This window comes from Chryseobacterium sp. MFBS3-17, assembly GCF_020687745.1.
Classification (GTDB): domain Bacteria; phylum Bacteroidota; class Bacteroidia; order Flavobacteriales; family Weeksellaceae; genus Marnyiella.
The window spans coordinates 104,397-119,353 of sequence record NZ_JAJEWK010000009.1; the positions used below are offsets into that span (position 1 = coordinate 104,397).

Below are 14,957 nucleotides of genomic sequence, written 5' to 3' on the forward strand. Positions count from 1 at the left end.
AGTATTTCCACCATTCAAATAAAAAATATCGTTATGTCAGAACATATTATCGTGACCACAGGAATTTATGATGCTATTAAAGAACACTTAAGAAGAAGAAAAGTGAGCATTCCGGAAGAAAATCGTCTTACCGCAGAATTGCGTACGGCAAAGCAGGTGCTGAGAAGGGAGTTGCCACAAGATGTGGTGACTGTAGATCGTGTGGTAACCCTGAAGGATCACGACACCCAAGAGGAGAATGAGTACATCTTTGTGTCCTCTAACCGGGCGAAGCCCAAAAAGAACAAGCACTCCATTTTATCTGATATCGCTCTTGCAGTGGTAGGGTATAAAGTAGGAGATGTGATCAGTTGGCCGTTCCGCGACGGAGAACGCAAGCTGGAAATTGTGAATGTACAACCCTGGCAAGGTTAAAAAACAAAAGGCTGCTTCAGAAATGAGGCAGCCTTTTTTATGGTTGAAAATGCTATGAATTTTCCAGAATATAAGAGAAAATAAGCGGTGCGCAAATGGTGGCATCACTTTCAACGATATATTTCGGTGTATTGATGTCCAGTTTTCCCCAGGTGATTTTTTCATTCGGTACCGCCCCGGAATAGGAACCGTAAGAAGTAGTTGAATCAGAAATCTGGCAGAAATAAGACCAGAACGGGATGTCATGCATCTCCAGATCCTGATACAGCATCGGTACCACACAGATCGGGAAGTCACCGGCAATACCGCCGCCTATCTGGAAGAATCCCACGCCTTTACCGCCCGAATTTTTCGGATACCAGTCGGCAAGATACGTCATATACTCAATTCCGGATTTCATGGTAGAAGGTTTCAGATTCCCTTTGATGCAGTAGCTGGCGAAGATATTTCCCATGGTAGAATCTTCCCATCCCGGTACTACAATCGGCAGGTTCTTTTGGGCTGCGGCCAGCATCCAGGAATTTTCTTCCGGGATCTGGTAATATTGTTCCAGCACACCAGAGAGTAACATTTTGTACATATATTCGTGCGGGAAATAGCGCTCTCCTTTTTCCTCTGCATCTTTCCAGATTTCGTAGATGTGTTTCTGCAGTTTTCTGAACGCTTCCTCTTCCGGGATACAGGTGTCGGTCACCCGGTTCAGGCCTTTTTCCAGCAATGCCCATTCCTGCTCGGGAGTCAGGTCACGGTAATTGGGAACCCGTACATAATGTTCATGAGCCACCAGATTCATCAGATCCTCCTCCAGATTAGCACCTGTGCAGGAAATGAACTGTACTTTGTCCTGACGGATCATTTCTGCCAGAATTTTCCCCAGTTCAGCGGTAGACATGGCTCCGGCCAGGGTAATCATCATTTTTCCTCCGTCGTTCAGATGGGCTACATAACCTTTGGCTGCATCTACCAAAGCCGCTGCATTAAAATGCAGGTAGTATTTTTCAATAAATTCAGTAATGGGCTTGTTCATTATTTTAATTTTTGCAAAGGTAAGCAATTAAACTGCTCCAAACCTGCTTAAATTTGTGGGCTGAGTGGTTCATGACTGATGAATTTTAAAGTTCTTATTTTTGACTGATGAATGACATGTTTAAAAAGCAGGTGTTTGAGATTATCGGTATGATTCCGTCGGGCAGAATGACCAGTTACGGCGCGGTTGCAAAAGCTGTGGGATACCCCAATCATGCACGCCATGTGGGAAATGCGTTACGCGACTATGACGATGATTTCCCCGCACACCGGGTGTGCAATGCTACGGGTCATATCACCGCCGGTTGTCTGGAAGAATTTGTGCGGAAGCTGAAACGCGAAGGCATTGCGGTAGAAGGAACGAAAGTCTGTGATTTCCGGAGGGTTTTCTGGAATCCGCTGGATGAGATCTAGGGTTTCGGCGGCGGCTTCGCCGCCGCCGAAAAGTCCGGTACAAAAAAACCGGCGGAACCAAAGGTTCCGCCGGAGCAATAAAATTGCAGTCTGTTTCTATTTTGATAAACCTTCGTAACTCCGCTGAATGAAAGCCGTAAGCTCTTTGCCCTTCAGCAGATTCTGAGACAATTTGGCCAGATCCAGCGCATGTTGAATCTGTGCGGTCTTCTCGCCCGTATCCTCTGTTTTTAGAATTTTTTCAGCCAGTGAACTGTTGGTATTGACCACCAGATTGTACATTTCGGGGAAACCGCCCATGCCGAACATTCCGCCACCGCCTGTAGCCTGCATATCTTTCATGCGACGCATAAACTCGGGCTGTGTGATGATGAACGGAGCTTCAGCGCTGTCCAGATCTTCCAGTTGTACCGTGAAGGTAGTGTCAGAAATGCCTTCTTCCACACTCTTTTTCAATGTTTCTTTTTCGGTTTCGTTCAGTTTGGAAATCACCGGTTCGTCTTTCTTAATCAGATTGTTGATGTGGTCTGCATCTACTCTCGCAAAACGGATTTTCTCCTTGGTGGTTTCCAGTTTCTGAATCAGGTGCGGCACTAGTGGTGAATCCAGCAGCAGTACTTCATATCCTTTATCTTTGGCGGTTTGTACATAGCTGTGTTGGGCGTGTTCATCAGACGCATACAGAATAATGGTGTTGCCGTCCTTGTCGGTCTGGTTCGGCTGGATTTTTTCTATCAGCTCATTCCACAGCCGGAATTTACCGTCCACAGTCGGGTACAAGGCAAATTTATCTGATTTTTCATAGAATTTTTCCTCGGAAATCATTCCGTATTCAATGACGATTTTAATGTCGTTCCATTTCTGTTCGTAGTCTTCGCGGTTTTCATTAATCAGTGATGCCATTTTATCGGCCACCTTTTTGGTGATGTACGAAGAGATTTTCTTTACCGCACCATCGGCCTGCAAATAGGAGCGGGACACGTTCAGCGGGATGTCCGGTGAGTCTATAACCCCTCTCAGCAACATCAGGAAGTCGGGAACAATGCCTTTTACTTCATCCGTTACAAAAACCTGATTCTGATACAGCTGAATTTTGTCTTTTTCAATGTTCAGATTATTGGCAATTTTCGGGAAGAAAAGAATCCCGGTCAGGTTAAACGGATAATCTACATTCAGGTGAATGTGGAACAGCGGATCCTCGAACTGCATAGGATAGAGTTCCCGGTAAAAATTCAGGTAGTCCTCATCTTTAAGGTCAGCAGGTGCTTTGGTCCACGCCGGATTGGGATTGTTGATGATGTTTTCTACCTCTTTGGTTTCTGCTACCGCATCTTCCGGTGCGTCTTCCGGTAATGGCAGTACTTCCTGTCTGGTTCCGAACTGTATGGGAACCGGCATGAATTTATTGTACTTCAGCAGCAATTCGCGGATTCTGCTTTCTTCCAGAAACTCGGTGGAATCCTCGGCAATATGCAGCGTGATTTCGGTTCCGCGGTCTGTTTTATCGGTGGTTTCTTCCAGGGTAAACTCGGGGCTGCCATCGCAGGTCCAGCGTACCGCCGGTTCGTCTTTATAGGATTTGGTGAGGATTTCCACTTTTTCTGCCACCATGAAAGCAGAATAGAATCCCAGCCCGAAATGTCCGATGATGCCTGCATCTTTGGCACTATCTTTATATTTTTCCAGAAACTCTTCGGCGCCCGAGAATGCTACCTGGTTGATGTATTTTTCTACTTCGGCACCGGTCATCCCGATTCCCTGGTCTTTGATGTGGATTTTTTTGTTCTCTTGGTCTATTTTAACCTCAATCCGGGGATTGCCGTATTCGGTTTTGGCTTCTCCGATATTGGTGAGATGCTTCAGTTTCAGAGTGGCATCCGTGGCATTGGAGATCAGTTCACGCAGAAAAATTTCGTGATCACTGTACAGAAACTTCTTAATCAGCGGGAAAATGTTTTCCACTGAAACATTGATATTTCCTTTAGTCATTTTGATAATTATTTTTGGATTTGACACTGAATTCTCAAAAAAAATACCATGCTGACGGAAGTGTCAAAATGGCATTTTTAAAACATAAAAGACAGCCGAAGCTGCCTTTATTTTTCTAAACAACAAAATTATTTGTTCTTGATTTCTTCTTTGATTTTTGCTTCCAGCTCTTCTGCCAGTTCGGGGTTATCCTTAAGCATATCGCGCACAGCATCCCGGCCTTGTCCCAGTTTGGTTTCTTCATAGCTGAACCATGAGCCGCTTTTCTTTACGATTCCGGTTTCTACGGCAAGATCCAGAATTTCGCCAACTTTGGAAACGCCTTCGCCGTACATAATGTCAAACTCTGCCATTTTAAACGGTGGTGCCACTTTGTTTTTTACGATTTTCACCTTCACGCGGCTTCCTACAGCCTCATCACCGGTCTTAATGGGTGCACTGGCCTTGCGGATGTCAATTCTCACCGATGCATAAAACTTCAGGGCATTACCACCGGTGGTTGTTTCCGGATTTCCGAACATCACCCCGATTTTCTCACGCAGCTGGTTGATGAAAATGACCGTACACTTGGTTCTGGAAATGGTGGCGGTAAGCTTTCTGAGGGCCTGAGACATCAGTCTGGCATGAAGTCCCATTTTGGAATCACCCATCTCGCCTTCAATTTCTGCTTTGGGGGTCAATGCCGCAACAGAGTCAATTACCACAATATCAATGGCTCCGGAGCGGATCAGATTGTCGGCAATTTCCAGTGCCTGCTCACCATTGTCCGGTTGGGAAATGATTAAATTGTCCAGATCAATCCCCAGTTTGGAAGCATAATGTCTGTCAAACGCATGCTCTGCATCTATAAATGCTGCAATCCCGCCTTGTTTCTGAGCTTCTGCAATGGCGTGCAGCGTCAGGGTGGTTTTACCGGAAGATTCGGGACCGTAGATTTCAATCACCCGGCCTTTGGGATAACCGCCCACGCCCAGCGCAATGTCCAGACCCAGCGATCCGGAAGGAATTACTTCTATGGAATCATCTACCGAAGCGTCTCCCAGGGTCATCACCGTTCCTTTTCCGTAGGTTTTATCTAATTTATCCAGCACTAGTGCGAGTGCCTTCTTTTTATCATCTGCTGTACTCATCTCTTATAATTAATTTTTTCAAAAATAAGGAATTAAAATGTTATCCCGATGGCTATTTGCTAAATTTTGTAGCAATTTAACAGCTGAAGCAGGGTGCATTTCAATGCATTTAATCTACAAATTACCGGATCTTATAAATAATTTTTTTCCACCAGCCAGGCGGTTATTCTTTTCAGGGTCTGGAAGTTGGGATCTACGGTGGAAGCAGAAAATTTAATTTGTTCTTTCTGCGGAATGGCAATATTGATTTTCCGGTTGTCCTTGTGTGAAAAGAACTCGAAATTCTGTGCATTTTCGCCTCCGGCAAAGCTCACGGTGCCCACTGCTACTCCTGTTGGCAGAAAATACTGGTAGGTGTCAATTCCGTTTCGCTGTCCCATATTCTGAAAGAATCCTATTTCCTCCCCACCTTGTTCTATTTTACGGGTATCTTTTATTTCTATCGGCCAGTTGCGGTTTCGCGAAACCAGGGTGTAACTGACTGCTAGTTTAGGGGTAACGCCTTTGCTGGCGATGAGTTCATTGACTTTATCGGCCACTAAACTATTATTTTCGATGATATTGCTTTTCCCGATGAGATTAGCGAAGGCTTTTTCTGCCCCGAGGGTGGAAAGTTTAAAAGTTCCTACCTTATTGGTCGGTACAAAAGTGAAACGGTAATACATGCTGGTATTGTCTGAAGCATCTGAAGCCGATTCGGTATCCAAAACGGCAATGATAAGCTTTTGGCCATCCAGTGAAAGAAGATTAAAGTTCTTGGTAAGCCCGAAATTTTGCTTTTCTACGGTGACTTTGGCCACGGGCTTCTGATTCACAGAAATCAGGTTGTTTTTATAATCCACTTTTTGAGCATGGATGCTGAGGCTTATAGTACATGCTGCGATCGCAGCAATGAGTTTTCTGAACATAAAATATTTTTAGCAAATGTACTGATTTTCTGTATCTGATAGTGATGACTTTGTAATTGCAGTAAATTAAACCTGTAAGCGTTCTATCCCTGAGTAAAAGTTTCGGATTTTGGTTAGGGTAGTTGCTGCGGGCCAGTTTGCCGGACGATTTCCTGTATCGGTGATGGTATTTGTAAAGAGGGTACAGAACCAGTGGGAGTGCGGTGTTTTCAGAGTCGTTTTTTCAGGCGTCTTTTCTTTTTGAGATTTCGTTTTCTTTGCTGAATTTTCATTCTCAGTTTCAGGTCGTCATAGATAACACCGCCGATGAGCACTGCGGCAGCAATAGCCAGGATGTAAAGTTTCAGATCAGCATAGAGAATTCCACCCAGCAGTCCCCCGAAAAAAAAGAAGGTGATGATGGAAAGTCTGAGTTTGATGGAGGAAATCAGCTTGTTTCTTTGTTCGTGTTTTTTGTAAAAGAACAGTTGAGAAAGCTCAATGCCCAGGTCTGTGAAAAGTCCGGTCAAGTGGGTGGTGCGCACGGTGGCATTGGATATTTTGGTCACCAGCGAGTTTTGTAATCCCATGGCAAAGAGAAGCGCACATGCCAGCAGATGAGGACTCCGGTCTATGAGGAGCTGTCCGGATATGGCCAGCAAGAGGAGGATGATACTTTCGGCGATAGTGGGAATAATATAAATCAACCGGTCACTTTTTTTGGCAATGATCTCTACAGTAAAACTGGAGACAAATGAGCCCAGAAAAAAGAAAAATATGTAGAGGAAATAGATGAGGCCCTGCCAGAAGCGGAGCTGGAAAATCTCGTCTACAAAAAAAGCGAAATGTCCGGTCACATTGGTCGTGAGCCGCTGTACGGCGAGAAAGCCGGCCACATTGACCATACCGGCCACAAAGGAAAGTAATGAAGCAATATTCAGATTATGCTGTAAGGTGCGGGTTTTACCTTTGTGTGTGAACATAAATTACTTTGTAATACGGGCGGTTATTGAGGTGTGGCAGGTTCTACGGTCATTGATCTGATGTTTTTGTCTCTGCAAAGGTAATGTGCAGAGAACTGCATTACAAATATCCATCAAATGAATCAGAATTAAAAGTCCGGGATGCATTTTATGATGTTTTCTGTTTTGGTTTTTTCAGTTCCGGGAATTATGGGCAGTTTTCCGGTATTTACACCACCGCTGAGATGGATTCTGCAATAGGGATAGTAGCGGAAATCCTTTTTTTGGCTGTTGGGTTTTGGGCTGCTGGCGAAGAAGATTGCAGCGGATAGCCCGACCCGGGCGGCGGGTGCAGCGCAGGCGAGGGGATTGCCATAAAAAAAGCCTCCCGATGAATTCCCGGGAGGCTTGCTCTATGTTGTGACCGTTTACAATGAAGCGGAGTGTACCAGCAAGTCTGCCAGTTTGTTGGAGTATCCCATTTCGTTGTCATACCAGGAAACCAGTTTCACGAAGTTTGGTGAAAGCATGATTCCGGCATCTTTATCGAATACGGAAGTTCTTTTCTCGCCCACGAAGTCCTGAGAAACCACGGCATCTTCTGTATATCCCAGGATTCCTTTCAGTTCTCCTTCTGAAGCAGTTTTCATAGCGGCACAGATTTCTTCGTAAGAGGTTGCTTTTTCCAGACGCACGGTAAGGTCTACCACAGAAACGTCTGCTGTAGGTACTCTGAAGGACATACCGGTCAGTTTACCATTCAGTGACGGGATTACTTTTCCTACGGCCTTTGCTGCTCCGGTAGAGGATGGGATGATGTTGTTCAGTGCAGAACGCCCGCCTCTCCAGTCTTTTACAGAAGGTCCGTCCACTGTTTTCTGAGTGGCCGTGGTAGCGTGTACAGTAGTCATCAGTCCTTCTACGATTCCGAAGTTATCATGAACTACTTTGGCCAGTGGTGCCAGACAGTTGGTGGTACAGGAAGCGTTGGAGAAAATCTTAATATCGTCTGTCAACTCTTTGTGGTTTACACCCATTACGAACATAGGGGTATCGTCTTTGGAAGGAGCAGAAAGAACCACTTTTTTGGCTCCGGCATTGAGGTGTGCCTGTGCAGCTTCTTTGGTAAGGAACAGTCCTGTGGATTCTACAATATATTCTGCACCTACCTCATTCCACTTCAGGTTATTGGGGTCTCTCTCTGCAGTAACTCTGATTCTGTTTCCGTTTACCACCAGGTCATTTCCTTCTACAGAAACTTCGCCTTTGAAGGGTCCGTGTACAGAATCGTATTTCAGCATATACGCCATGTACTCGGCATCAATAAGGTCATTGATTCCTACTACCTGAATGTTTTCTCTTTCCGCCATTGCTCTGAACACAAGACGTCCGATTCTACCAAATCCGTTGATTCCTACTTTGATTGTTGACATAATTGTATAGATTTATGATAATTAATATAGTTCATTTTTATACCTGCTAAAGCGCCAGAATTTCTGAGATCTGCAGCAAGTCTTTGTTAATGGTGTTGTGTTTTTTAATGGCTTCTTCTATGGTCGTGTACACCAGTTGGTTAGATCTGATGCCCGCCATCACGTTGGTGCGCCCTTCCATAAGTCCCGTTACGGCTCCGTAGCCCAGTCTGCTGGCCAGTACGCGGTCTCCGCAGGTGGGGGATCCGCCTCTCTGGATGTGACCCAGGATGGTGATGCGGATATCATAGGCAGGGAATTCTTCTTTGGTTTTTTTGGCAAGTTCGTACACATTGCCCAGTTCTTCTCCTTCTGCCACTACTACCACGCTGGAATTTTTGCCTCTTTTGGCAGATTTTCGGAACGTGTCAAAAAGATCATTGATGCTGTCTTTCTGCTCCGGAATCAGAATATCTACCGCGCCGGTGGCAATTCCGGAGTTAAGGGCAATGAAACCTGCGTCGCGACCCATTACTTCCACAAAAAACACGCGGTTGTGAGACGTGGCCGTATCCCGTATTTTGTCTATGGCTTCCATAGCCGTATTGAGTGCGGTATCGTATCCGATGGTGGTATCTGTACCGAAGATATCATTGTCTATGGTGCCGGGAATGCATATGGTCTGGATGCCATATTCTTCGTTGAACACTTTGGCTCCTTTAAATGTACCATCGCCGCCGATGCATACCAGTGCATTGATTTCATGTTTCTGACATTGTTCGTAGGCCATTTTTCTGCCTTCGGGGGTTCGGAAATCTTCAGAACGGGCAGATTTCAGGATGGTGCCACCCAGATTGATGATGTTGCTCACCGAGCGGGGTCCCATTTTGGTGAAATGGCCGTGGATGAGTCCGTTATATCCTTCGCGGATGCCATAGCATTCGATTCCGTAATAGTTGGCAGTTCTTACGACCGCGCGTATGGCGGCATTCATGCCGGGCGCATCTCCACCGGATGTGAAAACGCCAATTTTCTTAATGGTATGTTCTGCCATAGATCATCTGAATTGTGCTCCGCAAATTTACGAATTTAAAGTGAGAAAAGGGTGGATGCCCTCCACGAATCAGAAAACGGTTTGGGAATGCACTGTACGCCGTATAAATCTCCGGATTTTAGGGTAAGTGGTGCAGGATTTCGGGTGAACAATGTTTCTGAAATAAGCGAGTGAGATTGGCGGTTTAAATTTCATGAATTTTGAGATTTCGCCGTTAACGGCAGTCTGGTGCTTGAATTTCTGGCGGTTGAGGAGATCCTGAAATTTTCGCGGGGAAAGCATGCAAAAAAGCCGTTTCCACGGAAACGGCTTTGGTATAGGGTACAAAGGAAATTATTGTCCTAAAACTTCTTTTACTTTGTTGGCTGCTTCTTCCAGTGTGATGGCAGAATGTACATTGAGACCGGAATCATCAATGATTTGTTTGGCTTCTACCGCATTGGTTCCCTGTAGTCTTACAATAATAGGTACCGGGATGTTCCCCATGGCTTTATAAGCATCAACCACACCTTGCGCGACACGGTCACAACGAACGATTCCTCCGAAGATATTGATCAGAATGGCTTTTACGTTCGGATCTTTTAGGATGATTCCGAAGGCTTTCTGTACTCTTTCTGCATCTGCAGTTCCACCTACATCCAGGAAGTTTGCAGGGTTACCGCCGGAAAGTTTGATGATGTCCATGGTAGCCATTGCCAGTCCGGCACCGTTTACCATACAGGCTACATCTCCGTCCAGTTTTACAAAATTCAGACCTGCTTCACCGGCTTCCACGTCTGTAGGATCTTCTTCTCTGGTATCGCGCAGTGCGGCCAGATCTTTGTGACGGAACAGTGCGTTGTCATCCAGAGAAACTTTAGCATCTACGGCTACGATTCTGTTGTCTGATGTTTTCAGTACCGGGTTGATTTCAAACAGGGAAGCATCAATTCCTACATAAGCATTGTACAGGGAAGTGATGAATTTGGTAAAATCCTTGAACGCATCTCCGCTCAGTCCCAGGTTGAAGGCAATTTTTCTGGCCTGGAAACCCTGAAGGCCTACTGCAGGATCAATGACTTCATTATGAATAAGGTGCGGTGTTACTTCGGCTACGTGCTCAATGTCCATACCTCCTTCTGTAGAATAGACAATCATGTTTTTGCCCTGAGCTCTGTCCAGCAGGATAGATACATAAAATTCTTTGGTTTCGGTTTCACCGGGATAGTACACATCTTCTGCTACCAGCACCATGTTTACTTTTTTACCCTCGGCAGAGGTCTGCGGAGTCACCAGTTGCATCCCGATGATGTTTTCTGCATTTTCCTTCAGTTTGTCCAAGTTTGGAGAGAACTTTACGCCACCGCCTTTTCCACGACCACCTGCGTGCACCTGAGCTTTTACCACCCAACCTTCTGCGCCGGTCATTTCTTTTAATTTGTTGGCTGCTTCTACAGCTTCTTCTACATTATTAGCAGTAAAACCGCGCTGAATAGTAACGCCGTACTTTGATAAAATCTCTTTGGACTGATACTCGTGAAGATTCATAATATTTGAATTAGATTTAATTTTTTAAAAAGATTTACAAATTTATAAAAAACTAAGGAGATGGAAGATTATTTCGGTATGATTTTCATCTTTAGCCATTTTGGAAGATTGTGCCAGGGTCAGTAAGTTCTTCCTGCGTCTTTGCAGGTTTCCCTTAAATCATCCGGTATTTTTGAGAAATAACCATCTTCAAAATATTCATCGGTATGCGGGATATAAATGCTGTATTTCTTTCCTAAAGGAATCAGCGGGATGAAGAACAATTCAAAATAGTTTTTGTACACCGTGATGATGGCGTTCACCAGTTGCCCGTTGCGCTGAATTTGCCGGTTTTCTTTGCCCAGCGGTTTTCTGTTGAGTCCGAAGATGAAAAACATTTAGCTATTTTTTGTTAAGAAGTCAATCTCATTTAATAATCTATTCAGATCAATCGGTTTTAAATCACCGAATAAACGCCTAAAGCAAGGGCTTCTTTCTCATTGTCATTGCTTGTAGTCAAATGGATTACAGGAATATTATGGTGAAAAGGTTTTTGTTTTATAAACTCCAGAGCAGGCACCACTCCCATGGTTTTAAATCTTCTCGCTATCAAAATAAGATCAGGCTCGAATAAAGTGAGTATTTCCAGAATGCGATCGGTATCCGGTTCCAGATGAACACGGTAGCCTTGATCTTCCAGTATTGAATTCAGTGCGGAACCTGTCACTTTATTTCCCTCGAAAATCAGAACTTTTTTTTCATTCCGTAATCTTTGAATTTACGTCATGTTTCAGGATAATTTCGCTTTCGCAAAATACCAGATCAGCATCGCCCAGCTGATGATCATCAGCAGACCGCCAAGCGGTGTGACGGGACCCAGAAAACTGAGTTTGATGTTCCAGTGTTCCTGAAATGACAGAAAATAAATGCTTACTGAGAACAGAAACGTGCCCACAATCATTAAAATAGAAATCCATTTTTCTGAGGGTGATTCAAATTTCAGAATATAGCCCACTATCAGCAGAAAAAGTGCGGAGTACATCTGATACTTTACTCCTGTTTCAAAACTTTCCAGCTTTTCAGGAGTCAGGATTTTCCGGAAAGCATGTGCTCCGAATGCTCCTAGAATTACCGAAAGAAGACCGTAAACGGCACCAAAAACTAATGTGAATGTTTTCATAATTGTTTAGCGTAATTTGCGTGCCGAAGGTACAAAATCTAATCCTGACTTTCGGTATAGTCACCTGCTATTGTACCTTGAATTTCACCGGAATGGTGAAATTGGTGGCTACTTTCTGGCCGTTAAATAAAATGGGGTCTATGGTAGAGTTCAGGCTGTAAAGGGTGATGATGCTTACCAGGTTGAAGGCTTCGTCTGCACCTTGGGCCTGCACTTTTTTTATTTTGCCGTCGGTATCAAGCGTGAAGGTCAGCATTGCCGAATGATTGCCGGTTTCTGCCAGGGCATCTGCCGGAAAAATCTGGGCAAATTTCTGCTGAAGTGCCCGCAGTTGTACCATAGAAGTCTCTGGTATTGCAGACGTTTGTTCATCTTCTGCGCTGCGGTCCGGTTTTCCATTTTTCTCGGAACCGATGAATACTTCATTGGCAATAATGCGCTGGTGTATTTCCTTTAAAGACGCTGTTCTTTGTTCTTTTGCCTTAATTTTAGAAGCTTCCACATCCTCTTCTGGCATGTTGATGGATTGCAGTGCACTGTCGTACTTCTTGTAAATGTGACGCACCGAATTCAGCCAGCCGGTATTGGTCTTTTGGGCGTTCAGTGGAATCATCAATAAAAAAGTGGTCAGCAGAAGAAGAATTTTTTTCATATCTGTTGATTTGTAGGGTTATTTGGCTGCGCGCAGTTTTTCCAGTTCGGTAATCACCTCGTGGTGGCTTACCGTTTTGTCTTTGAAATAGTGTACAAAATGTTGCTTTTCTTCCTCAGTTGCTTTAAACTGATTCAGGATATTGAACAAATGCATTTTCATATGACCTTTCTGGATTCCTGTGGTGACCAGAGAACGAAGGGCTGCAAAGTTCTGGGCCAGTCCGGAAACGGCCAGAATACTCATCAGTTCCTGTGAAGAGGGCTTGCCCAGCAGTGCCAGAGAAAATTTTACCAGCGGGTGCAGGTTCGTCAGTCCGCCTACCACCCCTACAGAAATGGGCAGGTCTATCCAGAATCTGAAAATTCCGTTGTCTATGGTACAATGCGTGAGGCTGGTGTATTTTCCGTCTTTGGCTGCATACGCATGTGCACACGCTTCAGTAGCCCGGAAATCGTTTCCGGTGGCAATGACTACCGCATCCACACCATTCATAATGCCTTTGTTGTGCGTGGTCGCACGGAAGGGTTCTATCTCTGCAATGGTAACGGCACGCTTGAATTTGGACGCAAATTCTTCATTGGAAATTCCGCTGTCGTCTTTTAAATCTTCAATAGGACAGGAAACTTCGGCACGTACAATGCAGTCCGGGGTGAAATTGGACAAAATGTTCATCACGATTTGCAGAGAGTTTTTCTCTTCGGGGGTGAAATCATTATCCAGATCAATTTCTTCTTTCAATGTTTTCCCAAACTGCTCCAGACAAGAATTGATGAAATTGGCTCCCATGGAATCCACCGTGTCAAAACTGGCCTTCAGCTGGAAATAATTTTCCAGATCAGCGGTTTTATCAATCAGTCGGATGTTCAGAATTCCGCCGCCACGGTTGCGCATATTTTTTGTAATGTCTTCGGTGGCTTCAAACAGTCTTTTTTTGAGTTTAAAGTTGAAGAAATGCTGCAGTTTATGCGGTTCCACATCCAGAATGAAATGGGTGTGTCCCAGTTTTTTGGTATTGATGATGGTGGTTCTGAAACCGCCTTTGTCCAGCCAGAATTTGGCAGATTTGGATGCAGCGGCTACTACCGAACTTTCTTCTACCGCCATAGGCAGAGCCAGCAGTTTTCCGTCTATCAGGAAATTGGGCGCAATGCCGTAGGGCATGTAGAAATTGGAAATGGTGTTTTCAGAGAATTCCTCGTGGAGTTGCTGCAGCTCCGGATTCTGGTTCCAGTATTGCCTCAGAACTTCTTCATACTGATGGTCATTATTCAGATATTCGCTGATGATCCATTCTATTTTTCCCTGTTTTGTAAGTTTAGAAAAACCTTCTACCGGCTGATGATTCATTGAATTGATTTTGAATTTCAAATATAAATAATTTCAGCGTATAAACGGGAAATTGCGGGGTTAAAAGAGTTTTCCTGTATCAGGATTGAGAATCTATCGGGAATGCGGGCAGAGGCATTTCAATGCCTTCATCATCCAGGCGTTTTTTAATCTGCATAATGGCTTCGCTGCGTACGGCCAGCAAATTCTCGCCGGTTTTCATTTTAAAACGGACTTCCAGATGAAAGATGCCAAGATTCTGATTTTTAAAAATCACTTCAGACTGCTCCGGCTGATCTACAAAACTGAATTTCTGCAGTTCGTCCATGATTACCTTTTTTACATTGGCCAGATTTTCTTTATTGGCGATTTCAAATTCAATGAAAATTTTTCTTTGGGCGGATGCGGAATAGTTTACAAAAGGTGCGCTGAAAATCAGCTGATTGGGCACATAGACCTTTTTTCCCTCGTCTGTAATGATTTTTGTGGTCAGAAAACCAATGTCTTCCACCACCCCGGATACATTATTAATGGTTACATAATCTCCCGCTGCAAAAGCTTTGTCCAGGCCAATGAGCATCCCGGAAAAGGCAGATGAAACCAGATCTTTCAGCGCAACACCGGCTATGACCCCGGCTACACCCAGTGAACCAATGAACTTCAGCACCAGCCCGCCCAGACCCATAATTTCAAATGAAATAAAGGCACCAATCAGGATAATCAGAAATTTAAAAAATCCGATAAGCGCCACTACCGAGTTGGTTTTGCTTTTAGGAAAAAGTTTATGAAACAGTGAAACCGAGAGTTTGCTGAGGTAGGAGCTGAGCATCAGAATAATTACGAAAACCAGAATCCCGACCAGAATTTTTGGTGTGGCTGCAGCAAATTTGGTATACCAGCGCTGCATCACTTCATATACAATATCTACATATTTCAGTTGGGTAACATCAATTTCAAGAATCATGACGGAGAATTTGTGCGAATTTAAATAAAAATGGCTTC

16 protein-coding genes are annotated in these 14,957 nt (G+C 44.4%); 2 read left to right on the forward strand and 14 right to left on the reverse strand.

Annotated features, from left to right (window positions below; all coding sequences use genetic code 11):
- Window positions 1-33: 33 nt before the first annotated feature.
- The gene (locus LKO26_RS07035; protein ID WP_227587146.1) at window positions 34-414 is read left to right on the forward strand and encodes a GreA/GreB family elongation factor; all 381 of its coding nucleotides are present in this window, start codon (window positions 34-36) and stop codon (window positions 412-414) included.
- Window positions 415-466: 52 nt separating this feature from the next.
- Here the strand turns inward: LKO26_RS07035 and LKO26_RS07040 are convergent, their stop codons facing one another.
- Window positions 467-1,441 (reverse strand): deoxyhypusine synthase family protein, encoded by a 975-nt coding sequence (locus LKO26_RS07040; protein ID WP_227587147.1) that lies wholly within the window; start codon window positions 1,439-1,441, stop codon window positions 467-469.
- A gap of 107 nt (window positions 1,442-1,548) precedes the next feature.
- On the opposite strand from LKO26_RS07040, the gene LKO26_RS07045 reads away from it, so the two are divergent.
- Window positions 1,549-1,854, forward strand: a complete 306-nt coding sequence (locus LKO26_RS07045) for an MGMT family protein (protein WP_227587148.1) — start codon at window positions 1,549-1,551, stop codon at window positions 1,852-1,854.
- A 96-nt stretch (window positions 1,855-1,950) separates the two neighbouring features.
- On the opposite strand, the gene htpG is transcribed toward LKO26_RS07045, so the two are convergent.
- The 13 genes from htpG to LKO26_RS07110 form a co-directional block, all read right to left on the reverse strand.
- Window positions 1,951-3,843: a molecular chaperone HtpG gene (htpG, locus tag LKO26_RS07050; protein ID WP_227587149.1), complete on the reverse strand. Its 1,893-nt coding sequence runs from the start codon at window positions 3,841-3,843 to the stop codon at window positions 1,951-1,953.
- Between the two features lie 128 nt (window positions 3,844-3,971).
- Window positions 3,972-4,973 (reverse strand): recombinase RecA, encoded by a 1,002-nt coding sequence (recA, locus tag LKO26_RS07055; RefSeq protein ID WP_227587150.1) that lies wholly within the window; start codon window positions 4,971-4,973, stop codon window positions 3,972-3,974.
- 131 nt (window positions 4,974-5,104) lie between these two features.
- On the reverse strand, window positions 5,105-5,881 hold the full coding sequence (locus LKO26_RS07060) for a hypothetical protein (RefSeq protein ID WP_227587151.1): 777 nt from the start codon (window positions 5,879-5,881) through the stop codon (window positions 5,105-5,107).
- 209 nt (window positions 5,882-6,090) lie between these two features.
- On the reverse strand, window positions 6,091-6,843 hold the full coding sequence (locus LKO26_RS07065) for a YoaK family protein (protein WP_227587152.1): 753 nt from the start codon (window positions 6,841-6,843) through the stop codon (window positions 6,091-6,093).
- Window positions 6,844-7,250: 407 nt separating this feature from the next.
- Window positions 7,251-8,255, reverse strand: a complete 1,005-nt coding sequence (gap, locus tag LKO26_RS07070; RefSeq protein ID WP_227587153.1) for a type I glyceraldehyde-3-phosphate dehydrogenase — start codon at window positions 8,253-8,255, stop codon at window positions 7,251-7,253.
- Window positions 8,256-8,301: 46 nt separating this feature from the next.
- Window positions 8,302-9,288, reverse strand: a complete 987-nt coding sequence (gene pfkA, locus LKO26_RS07075; protein WP_227587154.1) for a 6-phosphofructokinase — start codon at window positions 9,286-9,288, stop codon at window positions 8,302-8,304.
- Window positions 9,289-9,621: 333 nt separating this feature from the next.
- Window positions 9,622-10,815, reverse strand: a complete 1,194-nt coding sequence (gene sucC / locus LKO26_RS07080) for an ADP-forming succinate--CoA ligase subunit beta (RefSeq protein ID WP_227587155.1) — start codon at window positions 10,813-10,815, stop codon at window positions 9,622-9,624.
- Window positions 10,816-10,934: 119 nt separating this feature from the next.
- Window positions 10,935-11,192 (reverse strand): zinc ribbon domain-containing protein, encoded by a 258-nt coding sequence (locus LKO26_RS07085; RefSeq protein ID WP_227587156.1) that lies wholly within the window; start codon window positions 11,190-11,192, stop codon window positions 10,935-10,937.
- Window positions 11,193-11,251: 59 nt separating this feature from the next.
- Window positions 11,252-11,572, reverse strand: a complete 321-nt coding sequence (locus tag LKO26_RS07090; protein ID WP_410681581.1) for a response regulator — start codon at window positions 11,570-11,572, stop codon at window positions 11,252-11,254.
- 12 nt (window positions 11,573-11,584) lie between these two features.
- Window positions 11,585-11,974: a DUF423 domain-containing protein gene (locus tag LKO26_RS07095; RefSeq protein ID WP_227587158.1), complete on the reverse strand. Its 390-nt coding sequence runs from the start codon at window positions 11,972-11,974 to the stop codon at window positions 11,585-11,587.
- A 67-nt stretch (window positions 11,975-12,041) separates the two neighbouring features.
- The gene (locus LKO26_RS07100) at window positions 12,042-12,626 is read right to left on the reverse strand and encodes an energy transducer TonB (RefSeq protein ID WP_227587159.1); all 585 of its coding nucleotides are present in this window, start codon (window positions 12,624-12,626) and stop codon (window positions 12,042-12,044) included.
- Between the two features lie 18 nt (window positions 12,627-12,644).
- Window positions 12,645-13,997 (reverse strand): hydroxymethylglutaryl-CoA reductase, degradative, encoded by a 1,353-nt coding sequence (locus tag LKO26_RS07105; RefSeq protein ID WP_227587160.1) that lies wholly within the window; start codon window positions 13,995-13,997, stop codon window positions 12,645-12,647.
- Between the two features lie 58 nt (window positions 13,998-14,055).
- Window positions 14,056-14,919, reverse strand: a complete 864-nt coding sequence (locus LKO26_RS07110) for a mechanosensitive ion channel family protein (protein WP_227587161.1) — start codon at window positions 14,917-14,919, stop codon at window positions 14,056-14,058.
- Window positions 14,920-14,957 lie beyond the last annotated feature (38 nt).